The organism is Actinoplanes sp. NPDC024001 (genome assembly GCF_040638955.1).
In the GTDB taxonomy this organism is placed as follows: domain Bacteria; phylum Actinomycetota; class Actinomycetes; order Mycobacteriales; family Micromonosporaceae; genus Actinoplanes.
The window spans coordinates 1-23,369 of sequence record NZ_JBEZZB010000027.1 but is presented as its reverse complement, the minus strand read 5'-3'; the positions used below and the strand labels follow the sequence as shown (position 1 = coordinate 23,369).

The following is a 23,369-nucleotide window of genomic DNA, read 5'->3' as shown; positions in this document are numbered from 1 at the left end:
ACCGGCGACGGCGACTGACTAGCCGGCATCAGCGATCGGCCCGCCGTCGCGCGGCAGCAGAGCGGCAGGAGGCCGGCGGGCCGCGCTGAGGGCTCCCCCACCGACGAGGACCGCGTCGGCCTGGACGCCGGCGGTGGCGGCGGAGGAGCCGGGATCAGCGGTGGCTCGCTCCGGCGCCGGCCGGTGGGGGTGTGAGTGGTTGCGCGGGTGGCGTCAGTGGTCGGCGCCGTTCCAGTCGCGGCCGGTGCCGACGGAGACCTCGAGCGGGACGGAGAGCGGGTAGGCGCCGCCCATCTCGCGGCGCACCAGCTCCTCGAGGGCGTCGCGCTCGCCGGGGGCGACGTCGAAGACCAGCTCGTCGTGGACCTGGAGCAGCATGCGCGAGGAGAGGCCGGAGGACTTCAGCGCCTCGTCGACGCGCAGCATCGCGATCTTGATGATGTCGGCGGCGGAGCCCTGGATGGGCGCGTTCAGCGCCATCCGCTTGGCCATCTCCTGGCGCTGCCGGTTGTCGCTGGTCAGGTCGGGAAGGTAGCGCCGGCGGCCGAGGATCGTCGCGGTGTAGCCGTCCTTCGTGGCCTGGGTGACCACGGCCTGCAGGTAGTCGCGGACGCCGCCGAACCGCTCGAAATACTCCTCCATCAGGCCGCGGGCCTCTTCGGTGGAGATGGTCAGCTGGTTGGAGAGGCCGAACGCGCTCAAGCCGTAGGCCAGGCCGTAGTTCATCGCCTTGATCTTGCGGCGCTGGTCGGGGGTGACCTCGTCGAGGGCGACGTGGAAGACCGACGAGGCGGTGGCGGCGTGGAAGTCGGCGCCGGAGTTGAACGCGGCGATCAGCGCGTCGTCGCCGGAGAGGTGCGCCATGATGCGCATCTCGATCTGGCTGTAGTCGGCGGTCATCAGCTGGTCGAAGCCGGGACCGACGACGAAGGCGCGCCGGATCCGCCGGCCCTCCTCGGTGCGGATCGGGATGTTCTGCAGGTTGGGGTCGGTGGACGAGAGCCGGCCGGTCGCGGCCACGGTCTGGTTGAACGTGGTGTGGATGCGGCCGTCGTCGGAGACCGACTTGAGCAGCCCGTCCACCGTCGACTTCAGTTTCGCCACGTCGCGGTGCCGCAGCAGGTGCTCCAGCACCGGGTCGCCGGTCTGGGCGAAGAGGCTCTGCAGGGCGTCGGCGTCGGTCGTGTAACCCGACTTGATCTTCTTGGTCTTGGGCAGGCCGCGCTCGACGAAGAGGATCTCCTGGAGCTGTTTCGGCGAGCCGAGGTTGAACTCGCGGCCGACGACCTCGTGGGCCGCCTGCTGCGCCGCCTTCACCTCGGCGGCGAAGTGCGCCTCCAGCTCCGACAGGTAGTCGGTGTCGGCGGCGATGCCGAGCCGCTCCATCTCGGCGAGGACCACCGACAGCGGCTGCTCCACCTCGGCGAGCAGGCGCTGCGACTCGCCGCCGTCGCGGGACAGCTCGGCGGTGAGCACGTCGGCCAGGTCGAGCGTGGCGCGGGCGCGCAGCATCACGCCCTCCTCGGCGGCGCCCTCGTCACCGAGGCCGTCGAGGGTGAGCTGGCCGTTGTCCGGCTCCTCGACGCGCAGCTCGCGCTTCAGATAGCGCAGGGCCAGGTCGGTCAGGTCATAGGCCCGCTGGTCGGGCTTGGCCAGATAGGCCGCCAGGGCGGTGTCGACCGTGACGCCGGCCAGCTGCCAGCCGTGCGCCTGGAAGGCGAGCATCGCCGGTTTCGCGTCGTGGATGACCTTGGGCCGGCCGGGGTCGGCGAGCCAGGCGGCGACGGCCTGCTCGTCGGCCTCGTCGAGGGCGCTCGGGTCGAACCAGGCGGCCGGGCCGTCACCGGTGGCGACGGCGATGCCGGTCAGGGTGCCGGTGCCCCGGCCGAAGGTGCCGGTGACCGCGACGCCGACCGGGGCGAGCGCGGCGTGCTCGCTCAGCCAGCCGGCCACCTCGCCGGAGCGCACGACGCGGCCCTCGATGTCGAAGCCGGACTCGGCCTCGGGCTCGACCGCCTCGAGGTAGGAATAGAGCCGCTCGCGCAGCACCCGGAACTCCAGGGCGTCGAAGACCCGGTGCACCGCCTCGCGATCCCAGCCTTGCCAGCGCACGTCCTCGGGGCGCAGCGGCAGCTCCAGGTCGCAGACCAGGGCGTTGATCTCGTAGTTGCGCAGCACGTTGGCGAGGTGGGCCCGCAGGTTCTCCCCCGCCTTGCCCTTGATCTTGTCAACGTTGGCGACGATGCCGTCGAGTCCGCCGTATTCATTGATCCACTTGGCGGCGGTCTTGTCGCCGACGCCGGGCACGCCGGGCAGGTTGTCGCTGGTCTCGCCGACCAGGGCGGCCTTGTCCCGATAGCGGGCGGGGGGCACGAAGTATTTCGCCTCGATCGCCTCGGGGGTCATCCGCCAGACCTCGGAGACGCCGCGCACCGGATAGAGGATCGTGACGTGCTCGGTGGCGAGCTGGAAGGCGTCCCGGTCGCCGGTGGAGATGACGACCTCCATGCCGGCCTCGCGCGCCTGGGTGGCGAGGGTGCCGATCACGTCGTCGGCCTCATAACCCGGTTTCTCCACCACCGGGATGCGCAGCGCCTCCAGCACCTCCTTGATCAGGCTGACCTGACCCTGGAACGGCTGTGGCGTCTCGGACCGGCCGGCCTTGTAGTCCGCGTATTTCTCGGTGCGGAAGGAGACCCGGGAGACGTCGAAGGCCACGACGATGTGGGTCGGCTTCTCGTCGCGCAGCATGTTGATGAGCATCGACGTGAAGCCGAACACCGCGTTGGTCGGCTGGCCGGTCTGAGTGCTGAAATTCTCCACCGGCAGCGCGAAGAAGGCCCGGTAGGCCAGCGAGTGGCCGTCGAGCAGCAGCAGGCGGGGAGTCTGGGCGTCGTCGCTCACGTCGGGAACTCTAGTCCCGGGGTGTGACAAGTTCGCCGACCGCCCCGCCCGCTTTACAACACCTTGCTGAGGAATGCCTTGGTGCGTTCCTGCTGCGGATTCTGGATGACCTCGTTCGGCGCACCCTGCTCCACCACGACGCCGCCGTCCATGAAGACGACCGAGTCGGCGACCTCCCGGGCGAAACCGATCTCGTGGGTCACCACGATCATGGTCATGCCCTCTCTGGCCAGGTCTTTCATCACGTCCAGGACCTCACCGACCAGCTCCGGGTCGAGCGCGCTGGTCGGCTCGTCGAAGAGCATCAGCTTGGGCCGCATCGCCAGTGCCCGGGCGATCGCCACCCGCTGCTGCTGACCGCCGGAGAGCTGGCCGGGGTAGTTCTCGACCTTCTCACCGAGACCCACGCGTTCGAGCAGCGCGATGGAACGGTCCCGCACCTCACCCTTGCTCTCCCGTTTGACCTTGCAGGGCGCCTCCATGACGTTCTGCAGGACGGTCATGTGCGGGAAGAGGTTGAACCGCTGGAAGACCATGCCGATCGACTGGCGCTGGCGGGCGATGTCCCGCTCGCGCATCTCGTGCAGCTTGCCTCCGCGCTCCCGGTAGCCGACCAGTTCGCCGTCCACCTCGATCCGGCCGGCGTTGATCTTCTCGAGGTGGTTGATGCAGCGCAGGAACGTCGACTTGCCGGAGCCGGAGGGACCCAGCACGCACGTCACCTCGCCACTGCCCACGGTCAGGTCGACACCCTTGAGGACCTCGAGGGAACCGAACGACTTGTGGACGTTGTCCGCCCGTACCATCACCGGGTTTTCCGTCATGTCGCCCCTCCCGTGCCGATGCCGCCCTGCTCGGCCTGGATGGTCTGCAGGCGCAGGCGGGCTCTGCCCGCCGCGCCGTAGCCCTTGCTGAAGTGCCGCTCCAGGAAGTACTGCCCGATCATCAGGACGCTGCACAGGATCAGGTACCAGATCAGTGCCGCGATCAGCACCGGCAGCACCACGAAGGTACGCGCCGACACGGCCCGGAGCTGGAAGAACAGCTCCGCGGTGACCGGCACGAAGGCGACCACCGAGGTGTCCTTCAGCATGGCGATGACCTCGTTGCCGGTGGGCGGCACGATCACCCGCATGGCCTGCGGCAGGACGATCCGGCGCAGGACCTGACCGCGGGACATGCCGAGCGCCACCGCGGCCTCGGCCTGGCCCTCGTCGATCGACTGGATGCCGGCCCGGACGATCTCCGCCATGTACGCCGCCTCGGACAGACCGAGCGCGAGCATCGCGGCGACGAAACCGGCGAGCAGGTCCTTCGACTCGATGCTGAAGAACTGGCCGTTGAAGTTGTCGATGCCGAACAGGTCACCGATCTGCTTGTCGAACGGCAGGCCGAAGCCGATCCGGCTCCACAGGACGTTGAGGTTGCCGAACACCACGGCGAGCACGAGCCGCGGGGCGGCCCGGAAGAACCAGGTGTAGACCCACGCCACCGACGAGAGGATCCGGTTCGGCGAGAGCCGCATGATCGCCACGACGACGCCGAGCCCGACACCGATCAGCATCGAGAAGACCGTCAGCAGCAGAGTGCCGCGCAGACCCTCGAGCACCGGTCCGGTGAACATCACGCCGTTCTTGCCCTCTTCGTACGAGACGAAGATGAACGACCAGCGGAAGCCGTCATTCGTGACGAGCATGTGCACGAACATGGCCGTGAGCACCGTGAGGACGGCGATCGCGACCCATCTGCCAGGGTGCCGGACGGGCACGGCCTTGATCGGCTCAGGCCGTGCCCGTTCGGTTGTGTTCTTATCCGTCATGCCGGACGGCTCAGGCCTTCGGGTTCACCGCGGAGGTGGTGACCGAGCCGGCCTCGACGCCCCACTTCTCGAGGGCGGTCTTGTAGGAGCCGTCGGCGATCACCGCGTTGACCGCCTCGGAGATGACGTTGGCGAACTCGGTCTTGTCCTTGCCGACGGCGTAGCCGTACGGCGCGGAGTCGTAGATGTCGCCGACCAGGGCCAGCTGGCCGTTGGTCTGCTTCACCGCGTACGCCGCGATCGGGGAGTCGGCGAGCATCGCCTCGTCCTTGCCGGTCACCACGGCGTTGGTGGCGTCCGACTGGGCCTGGTACTGGTCGATCGTGATCGCCGGCTTGCCGGCGTCGGTGCACTTCTTCGACCGGGCGGTCAGGTCGTCGACCTGCACGGTGGCGGTCTGCACCGCGATCTTCTTGCCGCAGGCGTCGTCCGGGTTGATGGTCGCGCCGGCCTTGGCCGCCCACTGGGTGCCCGCCGAGAAGTAGGAGATCATGTTGACCTCCTTCATCCGCTCCTCGTTGATGGTGAACGAGGAGACGCCGACGTCGAACTTCCCGCTGCTGACGCCGGGGATGATGCTGTCGAAGGTGGCGGTCTGCCACTCCGTCTTCAGGTTCAGCTTCGCGGCGACCGCGTTGAACAGGTCGACGTCGAAACCGATGATGGTCTTGCCGTCGGCGTCCAGGAACTCGTTCGGCGCGTACGTCGAGTCGCTGCCGATGACCAGGGTGCCCTTGGACTTGATGTCGGCCGGGACCTTGTCGGCCAGCGTGGTGTCGGCGGAGGTGGCCGGCGCCGGCGCCTCGGAGCCGGAATTCGACTCCTCGCCGCAGGCGGACAGCGACACGGTCATCGCCGCCGCGACGGCCAGGCCGAGGATCGCCCGCCGGCCGGGGGTGGTGCGGAACATGGGGTACTCCTAGGGGTAAACGAAGTTAGGCGACGCCGAGGTAGGCGTCCTTCACCGCGGGGTCGTGCAGCAGTTCCTGGCCGGTGCCTTCCTTGACGATCCGGCCGGTCTCCAGAACGTACGCGCGGTGCGCCCGCGACAGGGCCTGCTGTGCGTTTTGTTCCACCAGAAGCACGGTCGTGCCCTGCTGGTTGATCTCCACGATGATGTCGAAGATCTGCTGGATCAGCATCGGCGCGAGACCCATCGACGGCTCGTCGAGCAGCAGCAGCTTCGGCCGGCTCATCAGCGCCCGCCCGACGGCGAGCATCTGCTGCTCACCGCCGGAGAGGGTGCCGCCGACCTGCTTCTCCCGCTCCTTGAGCCGGGGGAAGAGGGTGAACGCCCGCTCCATGTCCTCGTTGATCTCGGAGCGGTTGCGCCGCGTGTACGCACCCATCTCCAGATTTTCCCGGACCGTCATGCCCGGGAAGACACCGCGGCCCTCCGGCGACTGCGACACACCCCGCACCACCCGCAGGTCGGCGCGCATCTTGGTGATGTCCTGGCCGTCGAAGTGGATCGAGCCCTGCGCGATCGGCCGCAGACCCGAGATCGCCTTCATCGTGGTCGTCTTGCCGGCACCGTTCGCACCGATCAGCGCCACGATCTCACCCTCGGCCACGTTCAGGCTGATCCCGTGCAGGGCCTGGATGCGGCCGTACAGGAGGGTGATGTCGCGCAACTCAAGCAGCATCGGTGGGCACCCCCAGGTAGGCGGCGATGACCGCCGGGTTGTCGCGCACCTCGGCGGGCGTGCCCTCCGCGATCTTCTTGCCGAACTCCAGCACCACGATCCGGTCGGTCACCCCCATCACCAGGCGCATGTCGTGCTCGATCAGCAGGACCGTCACTCCGGTGTCGCGGATCTTCTTGATCAGGTTGAGCAGCTCGACCTTCTCCGCCGGGTTGAAGCCGGCGGCCGGCTCGTCCAGGCAGAGCAGGGTCGGGTTGGTGGCCAGTGCCCGCGCGATCTCCAGGCGGCGCTGCTCACCGTAGGAGAGGTTGCGGCTGACCTCGCCGGCCCGGTGCTCGATGCCGACGAAACGGAGCAGCTCCAGCGAGCGCTCCCGGCCGGTCCGCTCCTCCCGCCAGTGCCGCGGCAGGCGGAACAGCGCGCTGATCACACTGGTCTTGTGGTGCGCGTCCGCGCCCACCATGACGTTCTCCAGCGCGGTCATCTCCGGGAAGAGACGCACGTTCTGGAACGTCCGGGCGATCCCGCTGCGGGTGATCTCGTGCTTCTTCTTGCCGATCAGCGACTCACCGTTGAACCGGATCTCGCCGCTGGTCGGCCGGTACACGCCGGTCATCGCGTTGAAGCAGGTGGTCTTGCCGGCGCCGTTCGGGCCGATCAGACCGAAGATCTCACCCTTGCGCAGCGAGAAGCTGATCCCGTTGAGGGCCACCACACCGCCGAACCGCAGCGTGACGTTGTCCAGCTCCAGCAGCACGTCGCCGTCGCGGTCCGCACGGGGTGCGGGCTGCGCGGACTCCTCGACCGGACCGGTCGGCGCGGCCTCGTCCACCGGCCGCGAGCTGAAACGGTCCAGTTCCTCCGGAGTCTCAATGTGTGGCTCGCTCATTGCGGGGCCACCTCCTTCTCCCGGTCCTTCAGCTCCATCGCTCTGCGCTTGCTGGGTATCAGACCCTGCGGGCGCAGCACCATGATCAGGATGATGGCGAAGCCGAAGATGGCGAACCGGTACTCGTACAGGTCGACGCCGCCCGCCTCGATGCCACGCAGCCGGTCCGGGATGTACGAGATCAGCGCACCACCGAGGATCGCGCCGGCGATGTTGCCGGAGCCACCCATGACCACACCGGCCAGCACCAGGATCGAGAACTGAAGCTGGAACGTGGCCGAGTTGATGAAGTTCTGGTTGCCCGCCCAGATGGTGCCGCCCAGCGCGCCGATGAACGCGCCGATGGCGAACGCCCACAGCTTGAACTTGAAGGTCCGCACGCCCATGATCTCGGCGGCCTCCTCGTCCTCGCGGATCGCCAGCCAGGACCGGCCCACCCGGCTGCGGTCCAGGTTCCGCACACCGAAGATGACCAGGATGATCACGGTGAGACCGAGCCAGAAGTACGGCGTCGCGTCCGCCACGCCGAAGATCGGCTTGCCGTCGGCGCCCTCACCCGGCGGGTGCGGGATGCTCGAGAAGCCGCGCTCACCGCGCAGGATCTCGGTGCTCGTCGCCACGATCCGGATGATCTCGGCGAAGCCGAGCGTCACGATGGCCAGATAGTCACCGCGCAGCCGCAGCGTCGGCCAGCCCAGCACCACGCCCGCCACCATGGTGATGGCCAGCGCGATCGGGATGGACGCCAGCCACGCCCACTCGGTGTGCAGGATGCTGTCCGGCGAGGTCAGCAGGGCCGTGCAGTAGGCGCCGACGGCGAAGAAGCCGACGTAGCCCAGGTCGAGCAGGCCGGCGTAGCCGACCACCACGTTCAGGCCGAGAGCCAGCAGAACGTAGTACGACATGTTGAACAGCGCGCTGGGCCAGTCGATGCCCTGCGTGATGATCTGCGGGCCGATCAGCGGGATGGAGCCCACGTACGGCAGCATGTACGCCCCGACGGCGACCAGCACCATGACGAGGACGCGGACCGCCAGCGGTTGCCGGCCGAAGATGCCCCGCAGCGCGCGGCCGTTCGTCTTTCCCTTGGCCGTACTCATGCGCGGGCCCTCCCCAGAGACTCACCCAACAGGCCGGTCGGGCGGAACAGCAGGATCAGCACCAGGATGATGAACGCCGCCGCACGCAGCCACTCGGAGCCGAGCAGGCTCGCCGCGTAGACCTGCACCAGACCGAGCAGCAGGCCGCCCAGCAAAGCTCCGCGCAGATTGCCGATACCGCCGAGGACGGCGGCCGTGAACGCCTCGATGCCGAGGATGAAGCCGGCGTCGAACCGGGTGACACCGATCTTCAGGTCGTACATCACCGCGGCGATACCGGCCATCAGGCCGCCGACCAGGAAGACCAGCATGATGACGCGGGACTTGTTGACGCCCATCAGCGCCGCCGCGTCCGGGTTCTGCGCCACGGCACGGATGCCGCGACCGAGCCGGGACCGGTTGATGAACTGGTCCAGCGCCAACATGCTCACCAGTGCCAGCGCGATGATGAGAATCTGCAGGTTGGTGATGTGCATGTTGCCGATGACCAGGACATCCGTCGGCTGGATGAGGTTCGGCACGCCACGCTGGTTGCGGTGGGTGAGAACGCCGACGACCTCCGAGATGAACAGCGAGGCGCCGATCGCGGTGATCAGGAAGGCCAGCGGCGGCGCGTTACGCCGGCGCAGCGGCCGGTACGCCACCACCTCGACCGCCAGGGCCGTGACCCCGGAGATGACGATCGCGGCCAGCAGGCCGATGAGCAGGTACCCGATCACCGCGCCCATGGCCGGTGTGGCCGAGTTCTGGTCGAGGCCGAAGAAGCCCCAGACGATGAGACAGGCATAGGTGCCGACGAGGAAGACCTCGGAGTGCGCGAAGTTGATCAGCCGAAGGACGCCGTAGACCAGGGTGTAGCCCAGAGCGAACAGGGCGATGATCGCACCCTGTGTAAGGCCGGCGATCGTCAGCGGCCCGAAATCTTGAATCAGACCGGAAAAATTCACAAGAGGACTCCAAAACGACGAGGTCGGTGTGGCCGGAGATCATCCGGCCACACCGGCCCTACAGAGAGTTACCGCCGAAAGGTCAGGAAGTCTTGATCTCCTGGTCCGCCTTGTTGTCACCGGTCTCGTCGAACTTGAACGCCCAGACCTTGATCAGGCTCGGGTCCAGCTCACCGGTCTCAGTGAACTTGTACGTGTTCGCGATGCCCTTGTAGTTCACCGTGGACAGGTACTCGTTGAGCTTCTCGTGCGTCGTGTTGCCCGCCTCGATGCCCTGCAGGAAGATGTTCGCCGCGTCGTAGGCCACGTCGGAGTACGTACCCGCCGGGACGCCCCACTTGGTCTTGAACGCGTTGTTGAACTCGTCGCCCGCGGCCTCCGGCGGCGAGCAGGGGCAGGTCACGATCGTGCCGGCCGCAGCGGCGTTACCGGCCGCCTTGGACAGGCCCGGGTCCTTCATGCCGTCGCCGCCGAGCAGGACGCCCTTCCAGCCGGCCGAGGTCAGCTGCTTACGGATCAGACCGGCGTTGGTGTAGTAACCGCCGTAGAAGAGCGCGGTCGCGCCGCTGGAGACGACCTTCTGCACCAGAGCCGAGAAGTCGGCCTGCTTGCCGTCGCCCTCGGTCTTGTCGCTGGCGACCACCGTGGCGCCCAGCTTGGTCTTGACGACGTCGGCCAGGCCGGCGCCGTAGGCCGACTGGTCGTCGGCGACGAAGACCTTCTCGGCCTTCAGGACGTCCTTGATGTACGCAGCGGCCGCGGGGCCCTGCGCGTCGTCGTTCGCCACCGCGCGGTGGAAGACCTTCCACCCCTTCGACGACAGCGAGACCCGGGTCGCCGACGGCGAGACCGCCGGGATGCCGGCCTCGTCGAAGATCGGCATGGCCGCCTCGGACTCACCCGAGAACGGCGGGCCGACGATGCCCAGGATCTTCTTGTCCGCCACGAGGCTACGGGCCACACCCGGAGCCACCTCGGCGGCGCCCTGCGAGTCGAACTTGGCGACCTCGATGCAGGTCGACCCCTTCTTCTCGTTGTACTGGTTGATCGCGAGCTCGAAGCCCTGCGAGATGTTGACGCCCAGGTTAGCGGCCGAACCGGTGAGCGCGCCGAAGAACGCAAGCTTGTAGCCGCAGTTCGAACCCGTCGCCGTGTCGCTGCTCGTATCCTTGTTACAAGCTGCAGAACCGGCCAGCAGCCCGATGATGGCCACTCCGCCGATCGCTCGCGCGAGAACCTGCCTCAAGGTTGGAACCCTCCTCCATACCGAACCCACCGAGCCACCATGCGCTGATTGGCACTTGCGTACCGGCATCATGCGCACTCAGCCCGTCATGGGGCCGGACGCTATCCCAGGAGAGTCACAGGTAGGTAGAGTTCAAACGGGCTTTCACCGAACCGTTACGTGCCGTGACCGGACGGCCGGAGGAAGTGTTACAAGCCGTCGACTGTCAAGGTCAACTCAGGCAGGCTCTTGACCCTCGGCGAGGATGCGGTCGGCGACCTCACGCATCGTCATCCGGTGGTCCATGGCGGTGCGCTGGATCCACTTGAACGCCTGCGGCTCGGTCATCGCGTACTTCGTCATCAGCTCGCCCTTGGCGCGCTCGACCGACTTGCGCGTCTCCAGGCGGTCGGTCAGGCCGGCCACCTCGGACTCCAGGGCGGCGATCTCGGAGTAGCGCGACAGCGCGATCTCGATGGCCGGCACCAGGTCGGATTTCTGAAACGGCTTCACCAGGTAGGCCATCGCACCGGCCGCGCGGGCCCGCTCCACCAGATCACGCTGGCTGAAGGCGGTCAGGATCACCACCGGCGCGATCCGGCCGCCGGCGATCCGCTCCGCGGCCGCCAGACCATCCATGATCGGCATCTTGATGTCCAGGATCACCAGGTCCGGCTTCAGGTCCTCGGCCAGGCGCACGGCGGTCTCGCCGTCGCCGGCCTCCCCGACCACGTCGTAGCCCTCCTCGACGAGCATCTCGGCGAGGTCCAGCCGGATCAGGGCCTCGTCCTCGGCGATGAGCACCCGCTTGCGCTCGGCACCAGCCTGCGTGTCGGCCACGGAAACCCCTACCCCCAGAACGTCGATGTCGCGACACCCCGTATGTGGGTACCGCCGCCCTAAGCCTAGTGGGTAGGCTGTCGAAGACTCATCCTGGCGTGACCAAGTCATGCCCGGTTCGATTTGCCGCGCCGGGGCATGCCAAGATGAGTGGGTCGGCCCCTGTATTCCAACCGGCAGAGAAGATGGTCTCAAACACCATACAGTGTGGGTTCGAATCCCACCGGGGGCACCAGTCAATCGCTTGATCATTCTGCCGCGGCATTCCGGCTGATCTTGCATTACCGCAGGCTCGCCAGCATCCATTCACTCATCCTGGCCCGGAGCAGCCGCGACGCCGGTGCGGGCACGCGTCCCAGAACTCGATTGTCGCCGTGATTCATTCCCGCAGCGGCCATTTCCATTCGATGGCTCACGCGTTTCGAACGGGATAAGCGCACTGATCAAACGCGGGCACCGGATCCGATGAATCAATTCGCGCCGGTTCCGGATCGTGGAATACGCACCGCCGGCCGACTGTGATCTTGATCTTCTCCGCGGGGCCACGGCCAATCTCGGCGAACCCCGCGCCGGGATCTGCCCCGGATGCTGTCATGGCAGGGACAGCTGCTGCGGGAGGCCTCATGTTGTGGTCCGGTTCTTCGCCCTTGACCGTGTCGCGCGGGAGCATGTGGGGCTTCCTGATGTTCGCCGGCGCGGCGTGGCTGGCGATCGCGTGGGCGGTGATGCGCCTGCAGCCGACCGACATCGCCGCCGTGGCCGGGCCGGTCATCCTGTTCGGCGCGGCCTGCGAGCTGATCCGGGCGCTGGCCGGGACCCGGACCTGGTGGGTCAACGCGGGCCTGACCGCGCTGTTCGCCGGCACCGGAACGGTGATGCTCACCGCGCCGGACTCGTCGTTCACCACGCCGGCCTCGCTGATCGGCTGGTACCTGCTGGTGCGCGGCGCGGTCGACGTCGCGGTGGGCGTGATGACCCGCGGCTCCGACCGGGTGTGGAGCCTGCTGGTCACGGTCGGCGTGCTCGAGACCGGCCTGGGGTTCTTCGCGGCCAGCCCGTTCGCGCGTACCGCGGATCTGGTGATCGTCACGCTCGGCGGGCTGGGGGTGCTGCGCGCCGTCGCCGACCTGGTCACCGCGTTCCGGTTGCGGGAGGTCGCGGGCACCCGCAAGGACGTGCTGGAGCTGCCGCCGGACCGGGCCGCGGGGGTGGCCGGTTACTCGGCCGGGCTGCACGACTACGAGGGCGCGCCGGCCCGGTCGCGAGCCCGGCACCGGGCCCGGCCCGGCGCACCGACGGTGATCACCGGCGAGGCGACCGCCACCAGCCCGGTCACCATCACCGGCACGGCCACCGGCGGCGAGACCTTCCACGAGCAGGTGGTACGCACGACAGCCGACCTGGACGCGATGCTGACGCAGGCCGGCATCGGCGGACCGCGCGTGGACACCGCGACCCTGCCGAAAGACCTGCCGCCGGTCCCGGACACCCCCGAAGGCGTGCACGGCCAGCCTGCCGAACGGCACGGGCGCTAGAGAAGCCTGTTCCCCGCCCCCGCCGGTGGTGGATCCGTCTACGGCCAGTCGCCGGGCCGGGATCCACTCCGGCGGGGTTCTCCGTCGAGGAGTCAGCCGCCGATGCGGCGCAGCAGACCCTCCTGCACGGCGCTGGCGATGTGCCGGCCGTCGCGGGTGAACATGCGCCCGCTGGCGAGGCCACGAGCGCCGCTCGCGGACGGGCTGACGCTGTCGTAGAGGAACCATTCGTCGGCGCGGAACGGCCGGTGCAGCCAGAGCGCGTGATCGAGGCTCGCCCCGATCACGCCGCCCGGGCCCCAGACCTCGCCGTGGGTGGAGAGGACCGCGTCCAGCAGCGAGAGGTCCGACGCGTACGTCAGCGCACACGCGTGCAGCAGCGGATCATCCGGCAGCTTGCCGTCGAACCGCATCCACACCCGCTGCTGCGGCTCGACCTCCCGGTCACCGGGCGGCACCCAGCCGGGCACGCCCACGTAGCGCACGTCCACGGCCTGCGGCGCCGCCTTGAACAGCGCCATCCGGTCCGGGTACCGCTCCACCCAGTCGCGCATGGTGGGGACGTCCTCCGGGGCCGGCACACCGGCGGGTTCCTCGGTGTAGTGGTCCAGCCCCTCTTCCGGCACCTGGAACGACGCCGACATGAAGAAGATCGTCTTACCGTGCTGCTTCGCCGTCGACCGGCGCACCGAGAACGACCGGCCGTCGCGGATGTTCTCCACGTGGAAGGTGATCGGCACGGTCGGGTCACCGGGGCGCACGAAGTACCCGTGCAGCGAGTGCACGGTACGGCTCGGGTCGACGGTGCGGCCCGCGGCGACCAGCGCCTGCCCGGCGACCTGGCCGCCGAACACGCGCTGGGCGCCGGTCTGCGGGCTCTCGCCCTCGAAGGTGGCCGCGTCGATCTGCCTCAGGTCGAGCAGTTCCAGAAGCTGATCGACGGCGGCCTGACCCCGGAGCTGCATCAAACCGTCGCCGGGTCGACCAGCGAGCCGAGCTGGTGCACGCGCAGGGTGTTGGTGGAGCCGGGCGCGTTCGGCGGGGAGCCGGCCACGACAACCACGTAGTCGCCGGGCTTGGCCAGCCCGAGCCCCAGCATCTTCGCGTCGACCTGCCGGAACATGTCGTCGGTGTGCTCGACGAAGTCGGTCAGGAAGGTCTCCACGCCCCAGCTCAGGGCGAGGGTGTTGCGCACCTCGGAGACCGGGGTGAACGCGTAGAGCGGGAGGTCGCAGTGCAGCCGGGCGAGGCGGCGCACGGTGTCACCGGTCTGCGAGAAGGCGACCAGCGCCTTCGCGCCGATGTTGCGGGCGATCTGCGAGGCGGCCACGGTGAGCGCGCCACCGTGCGTACGCGGGTCGTGCTGCAGCCGCGGCACGCCCATGCCACCCGACTCGGTGGTGGTGACGATCTTCGCCATCGTGCTGACGGTGAGCACCGGGTACTTGCCGACGCTGGTCTCGCCGGAGAGCATGACCGCGTCGGTGCCGTCGAGCACCGCGTTGGCGACGTCGGACGCCTCGGCGCGGGTCGGGCGCGAGTTCTCGATCATCGAGTCGAGCATCTGGGTGGCGACGATGACCGGCTTCGCGTTCTCCCGGCACAGCTGCACGGCGCGCTTCTGCACCAGCGGGACCTGGTCCAGCGGAAGCTCGACGCCGAGGTCACCGCGGGCGACCATGACGCCGTCGAAGGCGAGCACGATGGCCTCGAGGTGCTCGACCGCCTCCGGCTTCTCCACCTTGGCGATGACCGGGACCCGGCGGCCCTCCTCGTCCATGATCTTGTGGACCAGGTTGATGTCCTCCGGCGCGCGGACGAACGAGAGCGCGACCAGGTCGACGCCGAGTCCCAGGGCGAAGCGCAGGTCCTCCTCGTCCTTGTCACTGAGCGCCGGGACGCTCACCGCGACGTTCGGCAGGGAGACGCCCTTGTTGTTGCTGACCGGGCCACCCTCGATGACCAGGCACTGGATGTCCTCGCCCTCGACGCCGGTGACCTCGACCGCGACCTTGCCGTCGTCGATCAGGAGACGGTCACCCGTCTTCACCTCGTGGGGCAGCTTCGTATAGGTGCAGGAGACCCGCTCCTTGGTGCCGAGGATGTCCTCGCTGGTGATGACCACGCGGTCACCGGTCTCCCAGCGGTGCGGACCATCGGCGAACTTGCCGAGGCGGATCTTCGGCCCCTGCAGGTCGGCGAGGATGGCGACCGGGCGGTCAGCCTGCTCGGCGGCCGCGCGAACCAGGTCGTACATCTCCCTGTGGTTCTCGCGGGTGTCGTGGCTGAAATTCATCCGGGCCACGTTCATTCCCGCCTCGACCAGGCCGAGCATGCGCTCCGGTGATTTGGTGGCGGGGCCCATCGTGCAGACGATTTTTGCGCGGCGTGTCACGGCCATCAGGCTAGTCCTTCTTCTGGGGCGGCCCGGCGGCCGACCCCCGTCATCGGCATGAACTGCGGGTGTCGACGGCGAGGTCAACCCGCGAGGTCCACGGGGTGCGCTGCGTCGTCCGCGGGCTTCAGCGACCGCCGGTTCAGCTTATCGGTCGCCTCCGGGCGGCCGACGGCACATACCGCAACCCCTTCCGACCAGCGCAAAGGCCCGCCACCCCGGGGGGGCGGCGGGCCTTAACGAGCGATCAGATCAGACCGACAGTGGTCAGACCGACAGGGGCTGCTGGTCGGAGCGCACCGGCGCGGGCAGCTCGCCGGCCGCGCCCAGATAGCCGTGGATCGCCGCCGCGGCGGCCCGGCCCTCGGCGATCGCCCACACGATCAGCGACGCGCCCTTGTGCATGTCACCCGCGACGAAGACGCCCTCGGCGCCGGTCTGCCAGCCCTGGTCCGCGTCGAGCACGTTGCGCCGGTTGCGGGTCAGGCCGAACTGCCGCAGCAGCGGCTGGTCCTCGGTGCCCTCGAAACCGATCGCCAGCAACACCAGGTCGGCACGGATCTCACGCTCCGAGCCCGGCGTGATGGTGACGGTACGCACACCGTCGATCCGCTGCACCTGAACCTCGGCGAGCCGGATCGCGACCAGGTTGCCGTTCTCGTCGCCGACGAACTCCTGCACGGCCACGCCGAAGACGCGCTCGCCGCCCTCCTCGTGCGCGGCGTAGTTGCGCAGGATCATCGGCCAGGTCGGCCACGGGTCCTTGATCCCGGCCCGGACCTCCGGCGGCAGCGGGTACTGGTCGAGCTGGGTGACCGAGGCGGCACCCTGCCGGTGCGCCACACCGAGGCAGTCCGCGCCGGTGTCACCGCCACCGATGATGACCACGTGCTTGCCCTTGGCGTCGATCGGCGTGGTGTCCTGCAGGCCGGCGACGATCCGGTTGGCCGGAACCAGGTGCTCCATGGCCAGGTGCACGCCGTTCAGGTGCCGGCCCGGGGTGTCCGGGGTGTCCCGGCCCGCCAGGGCGCCCGCGGCGAGCAGCACCGCGTCGTAACGGTCCCGCAGGTCGTCGGCGGTGATGTCGACACCCACGTTGACGCCGGTCTGGAACACCACACCCTCGGCGGCCATCTGCGCGAGGCGGGCGTCGATCACGTCCTTCTCAATTTTGAAGTCGGGGATCCCGTACCGGAGAAGGCCGCCGATCCGGTCGTCGCGCTCGTAGACCGTGACCGCGTGCCCGGCTCGCGCCAGCTGCTGGGCGGCCGCCAGGCCGGCCGGACCGGAACCGACGACCGCGACCGACTTGCCGGTCGAGGCCGGCGCCGGCTGCGGCACCAGACCGCGCCCGAAGGCGTGGTTGGCGATCTCCACCTCGACCTGCTTGATGGTCACCGGGTCGTCGGCGATGCCGAGCACGCACGCCGCCTCGCAGGGCGCCGGGCAGAGCCGGCCGGTGAACTCCGGGAAGTTGTTGGTGGCGTGCAGCGACTCGGCCGCCGCGTCCCACGAGCCGGTACGCACCAGGTCGTTCCAGTCCGGGATGCGGTTACCCAGCGGACAGCCGTCGTGGCAGAACGGGATGCCGCAGTCCATGCAGCGGGTCGCCTGGTCCCGGATGAGCTCCTCGCCCGCGGGCGGGTAGACCTCTTTCCAGTCCATGATCCGGACCGGGACCGGACGCCGTTTCGGGAGCTGCCGCTCGTAGCGGAGGAAACCGTTCGGATCAGGCACTGGTAACCCCCATGACCGCCTCGTCAACGTTGCGACCGGCGGCTTCGGCGGTCCTGATCAGTTCCATCACGCGCTTGTAGTCGCGCGGCACCACGGCGGTGAACTGCTCCACCGCGGCGTTCCAGTCCTTCAGCAGCCGGCCGGCGACCGACGAGTCGGTCTCGGCGTGATGCTTCTCCACCAGCGAGCGCAGCACGTCACGCTCGTCGTCGGTGAGCGGCGCCAGGTCCACCAGCTCCGGGTTGACCAGCGACTTGTCCAGGTCCAGCACGAACGCCTTGCCGCCGCTCATGCCGGCCGCGAAGTTACGCCCGGTCGGGCCGAGCACCACCACGACACCACCGGTCATGTACTCGCAGCCGTGGTCACCGACACCCTCGACGACCGTGGAGGCGCCGGAGTTGCGGACCGCGAACCGCTCGCCGACCCGGCCGCGGAGGAAGACCTCGCCGCCGGTGGCGCCGTACAGGATGGTGTTGCCGGCGATGGTGTTCTCCTCCGCCGTGAACGGCGCGTCCTCGGCGGGGCGCACGATCACCCGGCCACCGGAGAGGCCCTTCGCGACGTAGTCGTTGGTGTCGCCGATGAGCCGCAGGGTGACGCCGCGCGGCAGGAAGGCGCCGAACGAGTTGCCGCCGGTGCCGCGCAGGGTGAAGGAGATGGTGTCGTCGGGCAGGCCGTTGCCGCCGTAGCGGCGGCTGACCTCGCCGCCCAGCATCGCGCCGACGCTGCGCTGGTCGTTGCGGGCACGCAGCTCGGCGCGGACCGGCAGACCCTCGGTCAGGGCCGGCTGGGCCAGGGCGATCAGCTCGTTGTCCAGGGCCAGCTCGAGGCCGTGGTCCTGCTTGACGACGCCCCGGCGGGCGGCGCCCTCGGGCAGGTCCGGCACGTGCAGGACCGGGGCCAGGTCGAGGCCCTTGGCCTTCCAGTGGTCCACCGCCTCGACCACGTTGAGGATCTCGGCGTGGCCGATCGCCTCGTCGATGCTGCGGAAGCCGAGCTCGGCCAGGAGCTCGCGGACCTCCTCGGCGAGGAACATGAAGAAGTTCTCGACGAACTCCGGCTTGCCGGTGTAACGCTCGCGCAGCACCGGGTTCTGCGTGGCGATGCCGACCGGGCAGGTGTCCAGGTGGCACACCCGCATCATGATGCAGCCGGAGACGATCAGCGGAGCGGTTGCGAAACCGAACTCCTCGGCGCCGAGCAGCGCCGCGACCACCACGTCACGGCCGGTCTTGAGCTGGCCGTCGACCTGCACGGTGACCCGGTCCCGCAGCTTGTTCAGCAGCAGCGTCTGCTGCGCCTCGGCCAGGCCCAGCTCCCACGGGGTGCCGGCGTGCTTGAGCGAGTTCAGCGGGGACGCGCCGGTGCCGCCGTCGTGGCCGGAGATCAGGATGACGTCGGCCTTGAGTTTGGCGACACCCGCCGCGACCGTGCCCACGCCGATCTCACTGACCAGCTTGACGTGCACCCGGGACATCGGGTTGACCATCTTGAGGTCGTGGACCAGCTGGGCCAGGTCCTCGATGGAGTAGATGTCGTGGTGCGGCGGCGGCGAGATCAGGCCGACGCCCGGGGTGGCGTGCCGGGTCTTGGCGATCCACGGCCACACCTTGTTGCCGGGCAGCTGACCACCCTCGCCGGGCTTCGCGCCCTGCGCCATCTTGATCTGGAGGTCGTCCGCGTTGACCAGGTATTCGCTGGTCACCCCGAACCGGCCGGAGGCGATCTGCTTGATCGCGGAACGGCGCTGCGGGTCGTAGAGGCGCTCGACGTCCTCGCCGCCCTCACCGGTGTTGGACTTGGCGCCCAGCCGGTTCATCGCGATCGCCAGGGTCTCGTGCGACTCGGCGGAGATCGAGCCGTAGCTCATCGCGCCGGTGGAGAACCGCTTGACGATCTCGCTGGCCGGCTCGACCTCGTCGATCGGGACCGGGGTCCGGTCCGACGCGAAGCGGAACAGCCCACGGAGGTGGCCCGCCTGCGCGGCCAGCTCGTCCACCTTGCTCGTGTACTTGCGGAACACGTCGTACTGCTTGGACCGGGTGGCGTGCTGCAGCAGGAAGACGGTCTCCGGGTTGAACAGGTGGATCTCACCCTCGCGGCGCCACTGGTACTCGCCGCCGACCTCCAGGCGCCGGTGCGCCCGCTCGGCCGGGTTCGCCGGGTAGGCCTTCTCGTGCCGCGCCTTCACCTCGGCGTGGATGCCGGCCAGGCCGACCCCGCCGATCCGGCCGGAGGTGCCCGCGAAGTAGCGCTGGAGCAGCTTGTTCTCCAGGCCGACGGCCTCGAAGACCTGGGCGCCGCAGTACGACGACACGGTCGAGATGCCCATCTTGGACATGATCTTCAGGACGCCCTTGCCGAGCGCCTTGACGTAGTTGCGCACCGCCTTGCGCGGCTCGATGCCGACCAGCGCGCCGGTGGCGATCAGGTCGTCCACGCTCTCGAACGCCAGGTACGGGTTGACCGCGGCCGCGCCGTAGCCGATCAGCACGGCGGCGTGGTGCACCTCGCGGCAGTCGCCGGACTCGACGACCAGCGCCACCTGCGTACGGGTCTGCTCACGCACCAGGTGCTGGTGCACCGCCGCGGTGAGCAGCAGCGACGGGATCGGCGCCAGGTCGGCGTTGGAGTCCCGGTCGGAGAGCACCAGGATGCGTACGCCGTCCTCGATCGCCTCGGACACGTGCCGGCAGATCTGGGTGAGCCGGGCCTTGATGCCGGCCGCACCGTCGCGCAGCGGGTAGAGGCCGGAGACCCGGACCGCCTTGAAGCCAGGCAGGTCGCCGTCCTCGTCGATCGAGAGGATCTTGGCCAGCTCGTCGTTGTCGATGATCGGGTACGGCAGGGAGATCTGCCGGCAGCTCGCCGGCCCCGGCTTGAGGAGGTTGCCCTCCGGCCCGATGGTCGACGCCAGGCTGGTGACCAGCTCCTCCCGGATCGCGTCCAGCGGCGGGTTGGTCACCTGCGCGAACAGCTGGTGGAAGTAGTCGAACAGCAGCCGCGGCCGGGTGGACAGCGGCGAGATCGGGGTGTCGGTGCCCATCGAGCCGAGCGGCTCCGCCCCGGTCCGCGCCATCGGCGCCACCAGGATCTTCAGCTCCTCCTCGGAGTAACCGAAGACCTGCTGGCGGCGGGTGACCGAGTCGTGCGTGTAGATGACGTGCTCGCGCGGCGGCAGGTCCTCCAGCTCGATCAGGCCGGCGTGCAGCCAGTCCGCGTACGGCTCGGCGGCGGCCAGCTCGGCCTTGATCTCGTCGTCGTGAACGATCCGCCCGGCCTCGGTGTCGACCAGGAACATCTTGCCGGGCTGCAGCCGGCCCTTCGCCACCACGCGGGCCGGGTCGACGTCGACGACGCCGGCCTCGGAGCCGAGCACCACCAGACCGTCGGCGGTGTGCCACCAGCGGCCGGGGCGCAGGCCGTTGCGGTCCAGCACCGCGCCGATGATCGTGCCGTCGGTGAACGCCACGGAGGCCGGGCCGTCCCACGGCTCCATGAGACTGGCGTGGAAGCGGTAGAACGCGCGCCGCTTCGGCTCCATCTCCGGGTCGTTCTCCCAGGCCTCCGGGATCATCATCAGCACCGCGTGCGGCAGGCTGCGGCCGGCGAGGTGGAGCAGCTCCAGCACCTCGTCGAAGCTCGCCGAGTCGGACGCCTCCGGCGAGTTGATCGGGAAGAGCCGCTTGATGTTGCCCGGGATGTTCGGCGAGGACAGCAGCGCCTCACGGGCGGCCATCCAGTTCTTGTTGCCGCGGATCGTGTTGATCTCACCGTTGTGGGCGATCAACCGGTACGGGTGCGCCAGCGGCCACGACGGGAACGTGTTGGTGGAGAACCGGGAGTGCACCAGGGCGATCGCGCTGGACACCCGCTCGTCGGTCAGGTCCGGGAAGAACGCCGGCAGCTGCTCGGGCGTGAGCATGCCCTTGTAGGTGATGGTGCGCGAGGAGAGCGACGGGAAGTACGCCGCGACGCCGCGCTGCGAGGTCTCCCGCTCGGCCTGCTTGCGGATGCAGAACGCCACCCGGTCCAGCTCGATGCCGGAGAGCTGCTCACCGGCCGGGCCGGCGGGCGAGCCGGTGAGGCGGTGCGCGGCGAGGAAGACCTGCCGGATCGCCGGGCGGGCGTCCTCGGCGGTGGCGCCCAGGTCGTCCGGGTTCACCGGGACGTCGCGCCAGCCGAGCACCTCGCCACCCTCGACGAGGACGTACTTCTCGAAGACCTTGATCGCACGAGCCGCGTCGTCGGGGTCCGTGGGAAGGAAGACCAGACCGGCGGCATAGCTCCCGGCGGGCGGCAGGTCAAAACCGGCCACGGCACGGAAGTACTCGTCCGGGATCTGGATCATGATGCCGGCGCCGTCGCCCGTGTTCTGCTCGGCGCCGCGGGCGCCCCGGTGGTCGAGGCGAATCAGCGCCGACAGGCCCTTGGCAACCACGTCATGGGAGCGACGGCCGTGAATGTCGGCTACGAAGGCCACACCACAGGCGTCGCGTTCCGTCGCCGGGTCGTAAAGCCCCTGGGGGTGCGGATATGCCACCGGGCCTCCTGTCGTCACTTGTTTCGTTTCGAGGTCGGGACGACGTCGGCCCTGCAAAGTCTCTTGAGTCTACGTTAAGAGACACTGATCTCCGCCAGATGCGGATTGATCACACCTCGCACTGATCTGCGGACGAACTGAATAGCACAGCCGGTCCGCGGACCGGTAGTCTCGCGCGATGGCGCCAGTGGATTCCGGCCTCTTCGACCGACTCGAGCGGTTCTACGACGCTTTGCCACGCCCCTGGGCGCGGATCGAGGAGATCGGCTCGTTGATCCTCTTCGTCCGCGAGGGAGAGGGCTGGCCCTACTATGCACGGCCGCGGCTCGGTTCGCACACCCCTTCGGCCGCGGACCTCACCGCCGCCCGGCAACGGCAGCGCGAACTGGGCGTTCCGGAGACGTTCGAGTGGGTGCACGAGACCACGCCCGACCTGCTGGCGGTCGCCCGTTCCGCGGGGCTGGACGTGCTGCTCGCGCCGCTGCTGACACTGGACCCGGCGGCTCTCGTACCGGATCTGCCGGTCCGCAGCGCGACCATCCGCTACCTGGATCCGGCCGCGCCGAGCTTCGCCGCCGACCTGCGCGCGTCCCGGGCCGTGGCCCGGCTGGGATTCGGCGCGCCGGCGCACCTCACGCCCCTGGAGACGGTCGAGAAAACCCTGGTCATCGATGGTGCGGGCCCGGTCGAGCGGGATGCCGCGGCGCCGCTGACCGAGGAGGCGGTGCAGCACGCGCGGGAGATGTTCGACAGCGGTGACTATCTGACCGCGGTCGTGGAGTCGCCCACCGACGGCATCCTCGCCACCGCGACCAGCCAGCGGGTCGGCGACGTGGCCGAGATCGTGGGTGTGGCGACGCTGCCGTCGGCGCGGGATCGCGGCTATGCCTCGCAGCTCACGGCCACTCTGTCCGGGCGGTTGCTGCGCTCCGGGGTGCAGCTGATCTTCCTCTCCGCGGGCGATGACGACGTGGCGCGCCTCTACACCCGCGTGGGCTTCCGGCGGGTGGGCACGGCCTGCATCGCCGAGCCGGCGGCCGCGCCTCTCTGAGGCGCGGAACCCCGCAGTCTGCCGCGGCCTTTGCGATTCCCTCACAGTTCCCAAGATTTGGTACGCCGTAAGCACCGAATCGTGTTTCGGTCCTTACAGGTGTCGATCTCACGTCCGGTGCCGCGTGCTCGCCGAGCGCGGCGGACGAGTGTGTCGAACGGGTGAAGCCGGTATTGAGATCTTCCTCTCCCCGTCATGAGAGGCGCTCCACACCCTTCCCAAAATCTGATCTTGCACTTCGCGCAACGCCAAGGTGCTCCCACTCGGCGTCCTCCCGCCAAGATTGCTCCGATGCCAGTCCCCGCACCGCCCCGCCACCCGCACCAGCGCCGGCCGCCCCACCTCAGCCGTAGCCCATACGCCCCACAAGCCCGGCACAGGCGTACTGGCTACGGCCCGGCCCGACCAGCCGTCGCCCGCGCACTCGGCACGCAGGCCGAAGGGGACTATCCGATCAACGGTGAGATCCGCTTGGCTGACAGTCAGCGGCGTCTCAGGCCCGCCGAAGCAACTCTCAGGCGCGGCAGAGCGGACCGGCTGACAGCCAGCGTCGCCTGGGGCCGGCCGAGGCAACTCTCAGGCGCAGCCGAGCAGACCGGCTGACAGCCAGCACTGTCTCAGGCCCGCCGAAGCAACTCGCGGTCACGTCCGCTGGCGTGGTGTAAGAGGCGGCCAGCGCTGATCCGTGTGTGTTGATCTTATGCGGCGATCGCGGTGGTCTCGATGATTTCGGTG

16 protein-coding genes and 1 tRNA gene are annotated in these 23,369 nt (G+C 69.0%); 3 read left to right on the top strand and 14 right to left on the bottom strand.

The window, feature by feature from the left end:
* Positions 1-213 precede the first annotated feature (213 nt).
* The 10 genes from polA to AB0F81_RS13260 form a co-directional block, all read right to left on the bottom strand.
* Positions 214-2,904 (bottom strand): DNA polymerase I, encoded by a 2,691-nt coding sequence (gene polA / locus AB0F81_RS13305; RefSeq protein ID WP_360195740.1) that lies wholly within the window; start codon positions 2,902-2,904, stop codon positions 214-216.
* 53 nt (positions 2,905-2,957) lie between these two features.
* Complete coding sequence (locus AB0F81_RS13300) at positions 2,958-3,728, bottom strand: amino acid ABC transporter ATP-binding protein (RefSeq protein WP_360195737.1); 771 nt, start codon at positions 3,726-3,728, stop codon at positions 2,958-2,960.
* The gene (locus tag AB0F81_RS13295; protein WP_360195734.1) at positions 3,725-4,723 is read right to left on the bottom strand and encodes an amino acid ABC transporter permease; all 999 of its coding nucleotides are present in this window, start codon (positions 4,721-4,723) and stop codon (positions 3,725-3,727) included. Before AB0F81_RS13295 ends, AB0F81_RS13300 begins: the two co-directional genes overlap by 4 nt.
* A gap of 10 nt (positions 4,724-4,733) precedes the next feature.
* Positions 4,734-5,633 carry an ABC transporter substrate-binding protein gene (locus AB0F81_RS13290; RefSeq protein WP_360195731.1) on the bottom strand — a complete coding sequence of 300 codons (900 nt, stop codon included), beginning with the start codon at positions 5,631-5,633 and terminating at the stop codon, positions 4,734-4,736.
* A 25-nt stretch (positions 5,634-5,658) separates the two neighbouring features.
* Positions 5,659-6,369: an ABC transporter ATP-binding protein gene (locus tag AB0F81_RS13285; RefSeq protein WP_360195728.1), complete on the bottom strand. Its 711-nt coding sequence runs from the start codon at positions 6,367-6,369 to the stop codon at positions 5,659-5,661.
* Positions 6,359-7,258 carry an ABC transporter ATP-binding protein gene (locus tag AB0F81_RS13280; protein WP_360195725.1) on the bottom strand — a complete coding sequence of 300 codons (900 nt, stop codon included), beginning with the start codon at positions 7,256-7,258 and terminating at the stop codon, positions 6,359-6,361. The genes AB0F81_RS13285 and AB0F81_RS13280 overlap by 11 nt, the downstream gene beginning before the upstream one ends.
* Positions 7,255-8,358: a branched-chain amino acid ABC transporter permease gene (locus AB0F81_RS13275; protein ID WP_360195723.1), complete on the bottom strand. Its 1,104-nt coding sequence runs from the start codon at positions 8,356-8,358 to the stop codon at positions 7,255-7,257. Before AB0F81_RS13275 ends, AB0F81_RS13280 begins: the two co-directional genes overlap by 4 nt.
* Complete coding sequence (locus AB0F81_RS13270) at positions 8,355-9,305, bottom strand: branched-chain amino acid ABC transporter permease (protein WP_360195720.1); 951 nt, start codon at positions 9,303-9,305, stop codon at positions 8,355-8,357. The genes AB0F81_RS13275 and AB0F81_RS13270 overlap by 4 nt, the downstream gene beginning before the upstream one ends.
* A gap of 82 nt (positions 9,306-9,387) precedes the next feature.
* The gene (locus AB0F81_RS13265) at positions 9,388-10,551 is read right to left on the bottom strand and encodes a branched-chain amino acid ABC transporter substrate-binding protein (RefSeq protein ID WP_360195717.1); all 1,164 of its coding nucleotides are present in this window, start codon (positions 10,549-10,551) and stop codon (positions 9,388-9,390) included.
* A gap of 216 nt (positions 10,552-10,767) precedes the next feature.
* On the bottom strand, positions 10,768-11,370 hold the full coding sequence (locus tag AB0F81_RS13260) for a response regulator (RefSeq protein WP_360195714.1): 603 nt from the start codon (positions 11,368-11,370) through the stop codon (positions 10,768-10,770).
* Between the two features lie 158 nt (positions 11,371-11,528).
* On the opposite strand from AB0F81_RS13260, the gene AB0F81_RS13255 reads away from it, so the two are divergent.
* Positions 11,529-11,605, top strand: a tRNA-Leu gene (locus AB0F81_RS13255).
* 433 nt (positions 11,606-12,038) lie between these two features.
* A complete protein-coding gene (locus AB0F81_RS13250) occupies positions 12,039-12,905 on the top strand; it encodes a DUF308 domain-containing protein (RefSeq protein ID WP_360195712.1) in 867 nt (288 codons plus the stop codon).
* Positions 12,906-12,997: 92 nt separating this feature from the next.
* Here the strand turns inward: AB0F81_RS13250 and AB0F81_RS13245 are convergent, their stop codons facing one another.
* From AB0F81_RS13245 to gltB, 4 genes are all read right to left on the bottom strand, one after another.
* Positions 12,998-13,870 (bottom strand): acyl-CoA thioesterase II, encoded by an 873-nt coding sequence (locus AB0F81_RS13245; RefSeq protein ID WP_360195709.1) that lies wholly within the window; start codon positions 13,868-13,870, stop codon positions 12,998-13,000.
* Positions 13,870-15,306: a pyruvate kinase gene (gene pyk, locus AB0F81_RS13240; RefSeq protein ID WP_360195706.1), complete on the bottom strand. Its 1,437-nt coding sequence runs from the start codon at positions 15,304-15,306 to the stop codon at positions 13,870-13,872. Before pyk ends, AB0F81_RS13245 begins: the two co-directional genes overlap by 1 nt.
* 261 nt (positions 15,307-15,567) lie before the next feature.
* Complete coding sequence (locus AB0F81_RS13235; protein WP_360195704.1) at positions 15,568-17,037, bottom strand: glutamate synthase subunit beta; 1,470 nt, start codon at positions 17,035-17,037, stop codon at positions 15,568-15,570.
* Positions 17,030-21,601, bottom strand: a complete 4,572-nt coding sequence (gene gltB, locus AB0F81_RS13230; RefSeq protein WP_360195701.1) for a glutamate synthase large subunit — start codon at positions 21,599-21,601, stop codon at positions 17,030-17,032. Before gltB ends, AB0F81_RS13235 begins: the two co-directional genes overlap by 8 nt.
* Positions 21,602-21,761: 160 nt before the next feature.
* On the opposite strand from gltB, the gene AB0F81_RS13225 reads away from it, so the two are divergent.
* Positions 21,762-22,634 carry a GNAT family N-acetyltransferase gene (locus tag AB0F81_RS13225; RefSeq protein ID WP_360195699.1) on the top strand — a complete coding sequence of 291 codons (873 nt, stop codon included), beginning with the start codon at positions 21,762-21,764 and terminating at the stop codon, positions 22,632-22,634.
* The last annotated feature ends 735 nt before the right edge of the window (positions 22,635-23,369 follow it).

What these genes read in the sequence shown, in the direction of transcription:
- AB0F81_RS13275 (WP_360195723.1), bottom strand. Translation starts at nt 8,358, where the DNA reads ATGAGTACGGCCAAGGGAAAGACGAACGGCCGCGCGCTGCGGGGCATC.
- AB0F81_RS13300 (WP_360195737.1), bottom strand. Translation starts at nt 3,728, where the DNA reads ATGACGGAAAACCCGGTGATGGTACGGGCGGACAACGTCCACAAGTCG.
- AB0F81_RS13280 (WP_360195725.1), bottom strand. Translation starts at nt 7,258, where the DNA reads ATGAGCGAGCCACACATTGAGACTCCGGAGGAACTGGACCGTTTCAGC.
- AB0F81_RS13250 (WP_360195712.1), top strand. Translation starts at nt 12,039, where the DNA reads ATGTGGGGCTTCCTGATGTTCGCCGGCGCGGCGTGGCTGGCGATCGCG.
- AB0F81_RS13245 (WP_360195709.1), bottom strand. Translation starts at nt 13,870, where the DNA reads ATGCAGCTCCGGGGTCAGGCCGCCGTCGATCAGCTTCTGGAACTGCTC.
- AB0F81_RS13285 (WP_360195728.1), bottom strand. Translation starts at nt 6,369, where the DNA reads ATGCTGCTTGAGTTGCGCGACATCACCCTCCTGTACGGCCGCATCCAG.
- AB0F81_RS13290 (WP_360195731.1), bottom strand. Translation starts at nt 5,633, where the DNA reads ATGTTCCGCACCACCCCCGGCCGGCGGGCGATCCTCGGCCTGGCCGTC.
- AB0F81_RS13295 (WP_360195734.1), bottom strand. Translation starts at nt 4,723, where the DNA reads ATGACGGATAAGAACACAACCGAACGGGCACGGCCTGAGCCGATCAAG.
- pyk (WP_360195706.1), bottom strand. Translation starts at nt 15,306, where the DNA reads ATGGCCGTGACACGCCGCGCAAAAATCGTCTGCACGATGGGCCCCGCC.
- AB0F81_RS13225 (WP_360195699.1), top strand. Translation starts at nt 21,762, where the DNA reads ATGGCGCCAGTGGATTCCGGCCTCTTCGACCGACTCGAGCGGTTCTAC.